Origin of the sequence: Pontibacter qinzhouensis (genome assembly GCF_008017455.1) — a bacterium.
GTDB classification, from domain to species: Bacteria; Bacteroidota; Bacteroidia; order Cytophagales; family Hymenobacteraceae; genus Pontibacter; species Pontibacter qinzhouensis.
The window spans coordinates 57,862-67,728 of record NZ_VRTY01000024.1 but is presented as its reverse complement, the minus strand read 5'-3'; the positions used below and the strand labels follow the sequence as shown (position 1 = coordinate 67,728).

The 9,867-nt window shown below is 42.2% G+C and carries 13 protein-coding genes; 8 read left to right on the top strand and 5 right to left on the bottom strand.

Features of this window, described 5'->3' with window-relative positions; translation table 11 throughout:
- Together FVR03_RS08310 and FVR03_RS08305 are read left to right on the top strand one after the other, a co-directional pair.
- Positions 1 to 259: acyl-CoA thioesterase (locus tag FVR03_RS08310; RefSeq protein ID WP_304608222.1), on the top strand; the 259-nt coding region annotated here is incomplete at its 5' end.
- Complete coding sequence (locus FVR03_RS08305) at positions 256 to 1,227, top strand: YihY/virulence factor BrkB family protein (protein ID WP_147921277.1); 972 nt, start codon at positions 256 to 258, stop codon at positions 1,225 to 1,227. The genes FVR03_RS08310 and FVR03_RS08305, both read left to right, overlap by 4 nt.
- Here the strand turns inward: FVR03_RS08305 and FVR03_RS08300 are convergent.
- Positions 1,224 to 1,604 (bottom strand): hypothetical protein, encoded by a 381-nt coding sequence (locus tag FVR03_RS08300; protein ID WP_147921276.1) that lies wholly within the window; start codon positions 1,602 to 1,604, stop codon positions 1,224 to 1,226. The genes FVR03_RS08305 and FVR03_RS08300 overlap by 4 nt on opposite strands.
- A gap of 250 nt (positions 1,605 to 1,854) precedes the next feature.
- Here FVR03_RS08300 and FVR03_RS24345 point away from each other — a divergent pair, with 250 nt between their 5' ends.
- The 3 genes from FVR03_RS24345 (at position 1,855) to FVR03_RS08290 (ending at position 3,190) form a co-directional block, all read left to right on the top strand.
- Positions 1,855 to 2,031, top strand: a complete 177-nt coding sequence (locus tag FVR03_RS24345; protein WP_187270095.1) for a hypothetical protein — start codon at positions 1,855 to 1,857, stop codon at positions 2,029 to 2,031.
- A gap of 279 nt (positions 2,032 to 2,310) precedes the next feature.
- Positions 2,311 to 2,577, top strand: coding sequence for a hypothetical protein (locus FVR03_RS08295; RefSeq protein ID WP_147921275.1), 267 nt, complete (start codon positions 2,311 to 2,313; stop codon positions 2,575 to 2,577).
- A 244-nt stretch (positions 2,578 to 2,821) separates the two neighbouring features.
- Positions 2,822 to 3,190, top strand: a complete 369-nt coding sequence (locus tag FVR03_RS08290) for a hypothetical protein (protein WP_147921274.1) — start codon at positions 2,822 to 2,824, stop codon at positions 3,188 to 3,190.
- Between the two features lie 105 nt (positions 3,191 to 3,295).
- Here FVR03_RS08290 and FVR03_RS08285 read toward each other — a convergent pair whose 3' ends face one another.
- Positions 3,296 to 3,865: a hypothetical protein gene (locus tag FVR03_RS08285; RefSeq protein ID WP_187270094.1), complete on the bottom strand. Its 570-nt coding sequence runs from the start codon at positions 3,863 to 3,865 to the stop codon at positions 3,296 to 3,298.
- Between the two features lie 603 nt (positions 3,866 to 4,468).
- Here FVR03_RS08285 and FVR03_RS08280 point away from each other — a divergent pair.
- The 3 genes from FVR03_RS08280 to FVR03_RS08270 all read left to right on the top strand — a co-directional run bounded on the left by FVR03_RS08280 (position 4,469) and on the right by FVR03_RS08270 (position 6,744).
- Positions 4,469 to 4,819 carry a nuclear transport factor 2 family protein gene (locus tag FVR03_RS08280; protein ID WP_147921273.1) on the top strand — a complete coding sequence of 117 codons (351 nt, stop codon included), beginning with the start codon at positions 4,469 to 4,471 and terminating at the stop codon, positions 4,817 to 4,819.
- Between the two features lie 230 nt (positions 4,820 to 5,049).
- Positions 5,050 to 5,415, top strand: a complete 366-nt coding sequence (locus FVR03_RS08275) for a DUF2200 domain-containing protein (RefSeq protein WP_147921272.1) — start codon at positions 5,050 to 5,052, stop codon at positions 5,413 to 5,415.
- 255 nt (positions 5,416 to 5,670) lie between these two features.
- A complete protein-coding gene (locus FVR03_RS08270; protein WP_147921271.1) occupies positions 5,671 to 6,744 on the top strand; it encodes a sensor histidine kinase in 1,074 nt (357 codons plus the stop codon).
- A gap of 640 nt (positions 6,745 to 7,384) precedes the next feature.
- Here FVR03_RS08270 and yiaA read toward each other — a convergent pair.
- The 3 genes from yiaA to FVR03_RS08255 all read right to left on the bottom strand — a co-directional run bounded on the left by yiaA (position 7,385) and on the right by FVR03_RS08255 (position 9,747).
- Positions 7,385 to 7,804, bottom strand: a complete 420-nt coding sequence (gene yiaA, locus FVR03_RS08265; RefSeq protein WP_147921270.1) for an inner membrane protein YiaA — start codon at positions 7,802 to 7,804, stop codon at positions 7,385 to 7,387.
- Positions 7,805 to 7,886: 82 nt separating this feature from the next.
- Positions 7,887 to 8,450: a Crp/Fnr family transcriptional regulator gene (locus FVR03_RS08260; protein WP_147921269.1), complete on the bottom strand. Its 564-nt coding sequence runs from the start codon at positions 8,448 to 8,450 to the stop codon at positions 7,887 to 7,889.
- 427 nt (positions 8,451 to 8,877) lie between these two features.
- Entirely contained in the window at positions 8,878 to 9,747 is an 870-nt protein-coding gene (locus FVR03_RS08255; protein WP_222707197.1) for an alpha/beta hydrolase family protein, read from the bottom strand.
- Positions 9,748 to 9,867: the final 120 nt, after the last annotated feature.

Here is a 9,867-nt window from a genome sequence, read left to right as displayed (position 1 = left end):
TACCATGATGCCTGTGCTCGAACTGAAATGCAAATACATACGCCCGGCTAAATACGACGACCTGCTAACCGTAAAGCTACTGCTGCGGCACAAACCCAAAGGCTCGCGCATCCTCTTCGAGTACGAAGTTTACAACGAGGAAAAGGTGCTGCTGAACGTGGGCGAAACAACCATGGTGTTTGTAAGCATGCAGTCGGGGAGGCCTACTGCCGTGCCGGAACTTATTCATCTGAAGCTGGACGAATATTTTAGCGAATGAGAATTAACCAGCAATATCTGAAGCGCAGGAGAGCCTACCGTAGGTTTATCGTTTTTCTGAAAAGATGGCGGTTTAACAACGGCAGATCTTCAGTGTACGAGGTGGTGGATGTGCTGATCGGGGAACTCCGGCTGGACTCTATTACCAAGCGGGCTTCTTATATGGCTTTTAACTTTACGCTGGCAATTTTCCCGAGCATCATCTTCCTTTTCACGCTCATACCATACGTGCCGGGTGTGCTGTCGCTCGATCTGGGCGAAAGTATTTTCGATTTCCTGGCCGATGTGCTGCCCGAGGAGATGTATGCCGCTGCGTATACCACCATAGAAGATATTGTAAACAAACCACGCGGCGGCCTGCTATCGTTCGGTTTCCTGTTCGCCCTGATTTTGTCTACCAATGGCATTATGTCGCTGATGGATGCGTTCGACAAAAAATACAAAACCTTCTATAAACGCAGTTATCCTAAAAAGCGTGCTATTGCCACCTTGCTGACGGGCGCCCTGATGTTTATCCTGTTCCTGGCTGTGGCTGCTATCTTTTTCGGGCAATGGATTTTAGATGTACTGGTGTTTTATGAGGTCGTAACGGAGTCGTATACCTACTCTTTTATCATCATGCTGAAGTACATTGCCATTATTCTGCTGTTTCTGCTGGCTACCTCTCTTATTTATTACTATGTACCTGCCATCGAAGATAAATGGCCGCTCTTTTCAGCAGGAGCCATTGTGGCCACCGGCCTTATTTTCGCTGTTTCCATGATCTTCTCGGTATATATCAGCGCCTTCGACACGTACAACAAATTCTATGGCTCCATTGGGGCACTTATAGGTCTGATGATCTGGCTCGACTTTATTTCGATGATCCTGATCCTGGGCTTCGAAATAAACGTGAGCATCGATACCGTGGTAAGGCGCACCACGCAGCGCCTGCAAAAAAAAGTAGAAGGAAGAAACCTGACGACCTAAACCAGCCTGACCAATTTTAAAGTAGCAGGATTTGCCGCATCAGGTTTGTGCTGAGCCACCCACACTCTCTGAATTATGTAAATGAAAACGCCCTCCAGAAGGATTCCAGGTAAAATACTGACAAGGGTACACCTTGCATCAGTGTTAGCTTCTGAATTATTTGAATGAAAATAGTCTCCAGCAGGATTTTTACCAGAATATTGCCAAGGGTTTAACACGGCAGGTTTTTGTTGAAAGTACTTTGTGTAAATCAGAAGCAGCAAAGAAAAACCAAACCAGAACTTTCTTTGCTGCTTCTTTGGCCTATCTTCAGCAACAAATTTAATCGCCAGCTGCCTGGCAGGCATGTCGAGCACCTTTGCCAGGATGTGCCGCATATAGCGGTAGCGCTTGTGGGTAGGCTTCTGCTCCTCGAACTGTTTGATATGCTCCTCCACCTTCTCCAGAATAATAGCGAAAGTGGCGTAGTTGCGGAGAAACTCTGAAGGCTTTTGGCTAATTCTGTCGGTGATTTCATTCCTCTTCCTCCTTTAACTACTAAAGGCGTAGATTTATTTGGAAAGATGTCTATTAATTCCTCGTTCAGCCTTTCCGGCAACTACAGGCTTTCGCCTAAATTAACAACAGATGTACGCGTTAGTTAAAACAGGCAATACACCAAATAATTTTCCTGAAACAGGATATAAGCCAACCAACTACCTGTACAGCCTGCTACTCTGGACCGGGCCGGATGTGCATTCGCCCCGAAAGACGGGAAATCCACCATTCCTACAGATGGTGCCTCTCCTGAATTTTATAAAGTAGTGTTAGAAGCTCCACACAATTTCCTGAACAAATGGATTGTGCCGGAAAAGAAAGTAGGGAGTAAGTAAAAAATTTTTTCCTTAAAATTTATATTACTGGTTTCTGTAAGCAGCAGTTTACTAGATTACTAGCCTGCCAAGGGTATAAGACAAGTTAAAAAACTAGACATTGCATAATAATTTAGTAACATGTTTCGGTGAGAAACTATGGCTTTTTCCGGGGCAATTAACGTATCACGAGCAGAGGTTCTCTTATTATCAACCATTAAAATGAAAGGTAATGGCATTAGAAAAGGTAATGAAATTTGAAGCATTGGCATCAGGCACAGAGCTTTTAACTCCAACGGGTGTGGGTAAATTTAAAACTTACAAAAAAGGGAATTTTAAGAAGCAGAACGTGCTGGTAGAACATGAGCACGGTAAACTGAAATGGTACACAGAAGATGTGCTGAAACTAGCGGTTGCAACCAGCAGAATGGCCATAAGTCATGTACAGGCAGGACATGTAACAGCTAATATGGGAGATATGCACTATTACGCCATCTAAATTTAAGTAGCCTTTAGTAAAGAATTGTACGGCAGCCAGCTAACTGGCTGCCTTTTTTTTTTGAAGGATATGGCTTAGAAAATGAGGCTACTTTTATAGAAGAAATTTCATTGCTTAGTATATATTCAAGAGTATGCCTGGCTTGCTTAAATAGGGTATAATTGCTAATAAAATTAGTAATTTGCATCAATTTTATAACTAAGCTACTTAATTTGCGTATTTAATTAGTAAAAAAGACAGCATTATGAAACTCAAGATAGAAGAAAAGCCATTTCTGCCAGAAGGTCGGCACATGGTAACCATAACGGAAGTAGAAGAAGGAAAAAGCGAGAACAAGGGCGTTCCCTTTATTAACTGCCGCCTGGAAAACAAAGACGGTTTTGTGAATCAGCGCTTTTATTTAAGCGAGCCGGGGCAGCCAATTTTGGCATCCTTCTTAAAAGCCCTGGGAATAGAAAAAACAGAAGTGGATACCAAGGAACTGAAGGACAAAGCGCTTTCGGTAGAAGTGGAAGAGCGGACGTATGAAGACGCCGAGGGAAAAGAGAAAACCATAAAACAGGCAACGCATTTTGAGCCAGTAGGAAAAGTTAATACCTCCGATAGCTTCTGATAACACCTGCTTCAGCAAAAAAATATTGCCCTATTATCTTCCTATTGCCATGCTTACCTTACAAGCTGGCACCTGCTAGAGAAGGAGTGGCTTTTTAGAGCTGCCTTAGCTAAGGGTAACTGAACTCACTAGCTTGCCAGAAGAAACAACTAAATGGAAAACCAGAGGAGCTGGAGGTTGCTTATGTCTGAAGTAATGCCGGCTCCTGAAGGTGATGGAGCAGCCATAGCGCCCGCCGTTAAAGTACATGAATACGTGCTTTAGCAGCGGGCGCTTTTTCTTCTTTCTGACAATTATCCAGAGTAGTATGGCCGATACAAAAGTTAAAGGCGTAAAAATTGCTTTCTCAAACAAAGTCTCTGCCAACAGATTTCCAACTGTATTAAGAGAGAAAACAACTATAAAGAACCAAAGCACAGCATTTACAATTTTATCTGAAATAGGAAACTTCAAGTAATTGCCTTTAACAAGAAGGGTAATTAGCAAGACAACATTTATGAAAAGAGAGACAGCTTCAAACACATACATTTCCTGGACTGAATTTAATTTTCCGGCCCACACAATTTCGTAGGGCAGTACACCTGTAATAATTAACCCATGAAACAAGATCACTGCTGTTATCAAGCTTACCATACCTGTCAGTGCCTGGCTTTTTGATATTCTGTTTACTTTCATACTTTCGGATGTTGTTGTTGTGTGATTACGGTAGTGCTCACTTCAGTTAAAAAGCAAATCCGGTATTGCAGAAACGCCTTATAGTTGAGTTTAAACCCTTGACTAATTTCGCTCGTTTCTTCTTTGGAAGGCCAGTTTCATTAGAATAATTTGAAAATAACCCGACAGGTAAAATTTTGTGCAACACACAGTACATGTACCAAAAAGATGTCTGGTAAACCCTTGACAAAATTCTGCTAAAAAACCTTCTGGAGGCTGTTTTTATTTGAATAATTTGGAAGCTAAAACTGAAAACAGGTGTAATAAAGCTTGTAAGATTATTTGCCTGTGCCTGGTGCCTCGCCAAGCTGTTTCTGCTGTCTGCACCATACACGTGTTTCACCTGTAAACTATCCTGAACCAATAAATTATTTCGCAGGTTTTTTACACTTTCTGGTGCCGTTGTTCCAGATTCAAGGTATGAGTTTCTGCCGTATTTCCTGTAGGACAGGCTATAATAGCTAAAATGAGAATAACATGTTAATTTCTGAGAATTATCTGTAGCAGGCAGGAATTTGCTTGGCAAAGGCGATTTCTATAACTTAAGGTTAAATAAACCGGAGTATGATAGAGGACAATATAGCAATACTGGAAAAGGCAAACGCGGCTGTTACAAAGGGTGATAACGAAGGGTTTTTGTCTTTCTGCACCGACGACACGGTATGGACATTTATTGGCGATACGGCCTTGCAAGGTAAGGAAGCCGTTCGGCAGTGGATGGCAACTGCTTACCTGGAGCCGCCAAAATTCATGGTCGAAAACCTGATAGCCGGAGGTGATTATGTGACAGCCCTCGGTAAAATTAAATTAAAGGATGAAGCAGGAGAAACTGCCGAATACACCTATTGCGACGTCTGGCGATTTCGCGACGGTAAGATGGCTGAATTAAAGGCTTTTGTGATAAAGACAGCCTAGAAAAAATAAGTACAGTTACTACCGACAAACTGAGGCTCTCATAAGTACAAGTAGCTGAATGACTTATATCTGAAAACCCTGCATCTGCGAGTTATTTCAAGTATGTAAGAGATTTGATGATATGTGTTCTGACCTTAAAAACGACGAAAGCGATCCGGATAAGTTCAGCTAGGCTACTCACTATAGCAAAAAATAAATGATAAATAGCTTTATTGTAATAAGTTAAAGAAATGAGTAAAGCAAATAACCATGACGAGCGAATCGCTAAAATGACGTTTGCATCGGTCTACCCGCATTACCTGGCAAAAGTTGAAAAGAAGGGCAGGACGCAGGAAGAATTGCATCAAGTTATAGAGTGGTTAACAGGTTATGCCGGAGGCAAGTTGCAAATGCTGATGGAGGAGAACCTGACCTTTGAGCAATTCTTTCAGAATGCTAAACTGAACGACAAAGCTCACCTGATTACGGGTGTAATTTGTGGCTATCGTGTAGAAGAAATAGAAAATCCGTTAACGCAACGTGTACGGTACCTCGATAAGCTGGTAGATGAATTAGCAAAAGGACGTAAGATGGAAAAGATTTTGAGAACGCCATAACGTAACTGACAACAAATGAAATAAGGTATAGTTACATCTTTATCCTGGATTTCTAATTTCACCTTATTTCACCTGAACTACATTGTCCGAATCAGCTTTCACAGTAAAGGGCAAGTGAATTTGATATGTTTACCTGTTCAGGTTACCTCCTATTTGTTAAAACCACTGTGTATAAGCACCTGTTCAGATAATAAGTAAATAGTACTCCTGAATTGGTACCTTTACGTAAGTAAACCAGACAAAAAGTCATTCGTAATGGGAGACCCATCTAATAAGGCAGGTAAACTTGAGAAGCTTATTGAGCTGAACGATGAACTTGAGAACTACTTCAACAACACCATCATACCGCAGCTATTCGTAGATGCCAACCTGATCCTGCGCAAATTCACACCTGCCGCCATGAAGCACTTCAAACTCTCGGACAGCGATGTGGGCAGGCATATAGAAGAAGTGTCCAACAATATCCGCTTCCCGACCATCGTGGAGAACATCTCTGAGGTGATCGGGAGCAGCAAAGATCTGGAGAAGGAGATCCAGACCACCGATAAGGTCTGGTACCAGATGAACATCCTGCCCTACATCATCAAGAAGGAGAACAGGACAAACGGTGTCATCATCACCTTCATCGATATTAACGACCGTATCCAGATACTGAAGGGGTACGAGAAGCTGAACAGGAACTACGAGAACATCATCCATTCCATCTCCCACGACATCAAAGGGCCGCTCTCCAACATAGAGGGCCTGATCAGGATATTAAGTGAGACTTCAAAGAGTGAGGAGGACAACAGGCAGATTTTTCATATGCTGAGCGAGTCGGTGGTTAACCTGCGCAGAACAGTGGAAGAGCTCGCTGATATAGAGAACGACACGGAGTTTGCCAGGGAGCCTGAGCGTGTGAACTTTGAGAATGTGATCGAAGACGCCAAGCTGGCCCTCCGTGATAAGATAGCGGAGACCCGGGCAACGATCAGCACCCGGATCAGGGAAGCTGAGATACGCTTCTCCCGAAAGAATGTCAGAAGTATTCTCTACAATCTGCTCTCAAACGCCATCAAGTACAGAAAGCCAACTGTAGAGCCTGCGATTACCATTACAACAGAGAAGTCAGGAGAATACATTTTGCTGAGAGTTTGCGATAACGGGGTGGGTATAGCGGAAGACAAGCAACAGGCAATCTTTAACCGCTACACCAGACTGCATGACAATGTAGAAGGCACCGGTGTAGGTCTCTTCATTGTAAAAGGTATGGTAGAAGACATGGGCGGCACGATTGAGGTGGAGAGCAAGGTGGGGGAAGGGACCACTTTTACCATATACTTCAGATAACCGGGATTGGCTGCCTTACATTGTATTGTCTGGCAAAAGGACATGGAGTAAAGAGGCTTTTGCGGCAGGTTCTGAAAAGGAAAAGGGTAGCCACAGACTACCCTATCATACCGACTAAAAAAGAATCTAAGATTATAAGAATCAACTTTGGCTAAAAGTTAAAAGATAGACACAAAGGCGACAGTATTGATTCCATGTTTAGCGGAATAATTCAACTAATTTTTTATAATTCTACGGATTTATTTGTATAGTACAATTAATTAAGCTCCATTGCACCCAAATTTCTGAGGCGGGAAGGTCGCTAGTAATGGAAGACCAGAATTGCATACTTTAGCCTGTTGAGTTCGCCCTTAGCAAAAGCAGCTCACTGATGAATACAGCGGCACCGTAACCAGCGACTAAACCACTTTTAAGCATGAGGAAAAGAAGTGAATTTATGTCAACAACTTAACTTACGCGGCAAGATCTTGGGTCGAACTTAACGCATACCTGAAGCTAGCCAATGTTTAATTTTAGGTTATTTTATGAGCAGTATACTTTCAACGCGGGTGCTGTCAATCCGGTAGGAGGAGTTAACCTCTGAATGTGTAATAGGGCAGCGCCTTATTTTTTAACGGCAATACAAACTTTTGCCTCACAGTTAATACATTTCAACCTTATCCTTAGCGGGCACTTCTATTGCTAAACTGTCTCTGGTATTTTTCTGAACGGCAATAGCAGCAAACAGGCTTAGCAGAAACGACATAGCATAAAACCCCTTTTCACTCAGGAGCAAGTCGGCATTCCAAAGCCCCACTGTCAGCAACACTACCGCCATAATAGTAGAAAACCAACTAAGGCCATAATAGATATTAGTAACAGGGATACCATCCAGTTGGTCGCGCACACTTTTCTGAAGAGAGATAGCTGAGAATAAGCCATACATGAGTATGGTAAAATAGTAGCCTTTTTCGTTCAGTAACATGTCGGCATTCCACAGCCCGATTATGTAAGCTGTAATTCCCGTAAGTAAAGTAGCCCAAGAGGCAGCGATAAAAGCGTTAGATGGTTTCTGATTCATTTTTGTCTTTCTTTAAATGATGAATCAAAGGTATAGCAGTACTTAATCCTTTCTTTTGACAATTGTCAAAAAAGGAAGAATCTTACACGTTGCTTCGTATCCTGCTCAGCGTTTCCTGGCTAATACCCAGGTAAGAAGCTATTTGCCCGAGGGAAATTCGTTGAAGAATATGGGGTGAGGTTTCCATTAGCTGCTCATACCGCTCCCGCGCCGTTTTGAATTGCTTAGCCATTAGCCGCTCTTCCAATCTTATATAATACTGCTCATTTATGATGCGAACAAGGCGCTCAAGGTCTTGATGAAAATCAAACAGCTTGTTTAAAGCATCAAAACTAATACTCCATAAGGTAGAGTCTTCCAGAACCTGTATGTTTTCTATGCCCGGCTTTCGGGAAATAAAGCTATAAAAAGAAGTAATGAAATTGTTTTCGAAGCCGAACCAGTAGGTTATTTCCTTCCCATCGAGGGTATAGTATCCACGCAGACAGCCTTGTTCCAGAAAGTATAAGTTGTTACACACCATTCCTTCCTGTATCAAAAAAGAATTTCTTGGAATTTCTACCTGTTTCAATGTTTTGGAAAGAGCCTCCCACGCTCCTGAAGAAATAGGATGGTAGTGTGATATGCAAGAATATAATGCATTCATTTTGAAGCTCTTTTACGTTGAGTATGGAACTGAAAAATTCTTGTTAGACCAATTAAGTTAAGCAAATCGTTTTAATCCTCCTTACGCTGCTCTCTGACAGCATACTTCCTGAAGAAATAAAAACAAATTTGAGCACCTCCGCGTTGTCTGATCATTAAATTGGAGGAGCACTAAGTACAAACTAGAAAGTTCTGTCAGATAGATCAACTTACTTCAGTGTTTGCTTCTGAATTATTCGAATGAAAACAGCCTCCAGAAGGGTTTGCATCCAAATTCCGCCAAGGGTCTTCCAGGGAAAACTACTATGCATGTACTTAATTCTAACGTTCAAGCGGGAGCCGGGTCTTTTTCTGAACAGGAAATAGTGAAGAATAAGATCGAGATGAGGAACGCTCTTAAAATCCGACTTTTCATTTTTCAGACTTAACTACTTACTGAAGTTCTTTGATTTTACTGTCCAGCCCGGATAAGCTGTCAAGTCATTCTGAAGGAAAATGTGGGAGTTATCTTTGGCTTTGAACTGCCAGTCAAGCCAATCGAGTGTCATGCTGGCGAAGGATCCTCCATTCTCATCTGCAAAAGTTCCTCCGTGTCCGGCTGTTAAATGGTTGGCAAAGACTATAGGAACATGATCTATTCGGTCGTAATCGAGGAGGGCGTTTTTATAAGCAACATCCGATTCTCCACCTTCTAAATAAATGATCTTACCGTGCAATGCTTTTAAAGATTCTTTGCTGGCTCCAGCCATCGTCATATCGCCCATGCCGGAGTTAAACATCATGTAGGTTTTTATTCGCTTGTCATCCGCAATTCGCATCACTTGCGCTCCACCGCAAGACTGCCCGCCTACAGCAATTTTACTTAGGTCTACATTATTATAATAGTCATTGCCCTTCGTCTTCGCCTGTTCAGAAATCCAGTTGATACCTTTTAAAAGTTCCGTGTCTGTAGTGTGCGCATGTACTCGTTCTTCCACGGCCATTTGTAGTTCGCCAATGGCTACAATAATGTACCCATGAGAGGCAACTTCCGAGAGCAGACGTTCGTGATGGATAGATGAATTCATGCATCCGCCATTTGCCCAGACTATAACAGGTAGCATTCCTTCCTTTTTAACAGCTTCTTTTATATTTTGAGGACGGTACACAACAAAATCAGGAAGCGATTTTTCCGTTACGGCAATGGATTTGTAGTCTCCCTTGCTTCCATTGTCGATAATCTTGGTATTTGTTATTTGGGCATAACTTACCTGCATTGTAAACCACACTACCTGAATTAGTATCAATATTTTTCTCATCTGGCTTATTTCAAATTCGTTTTTCTTTTTGCTCCTATATAACATGCTACGCTTTGTAAAGGCTCTGAATGAGGCATAGCGGAAGTTACTGATCCAAACTTTCCATCTTGGTTCATAAAC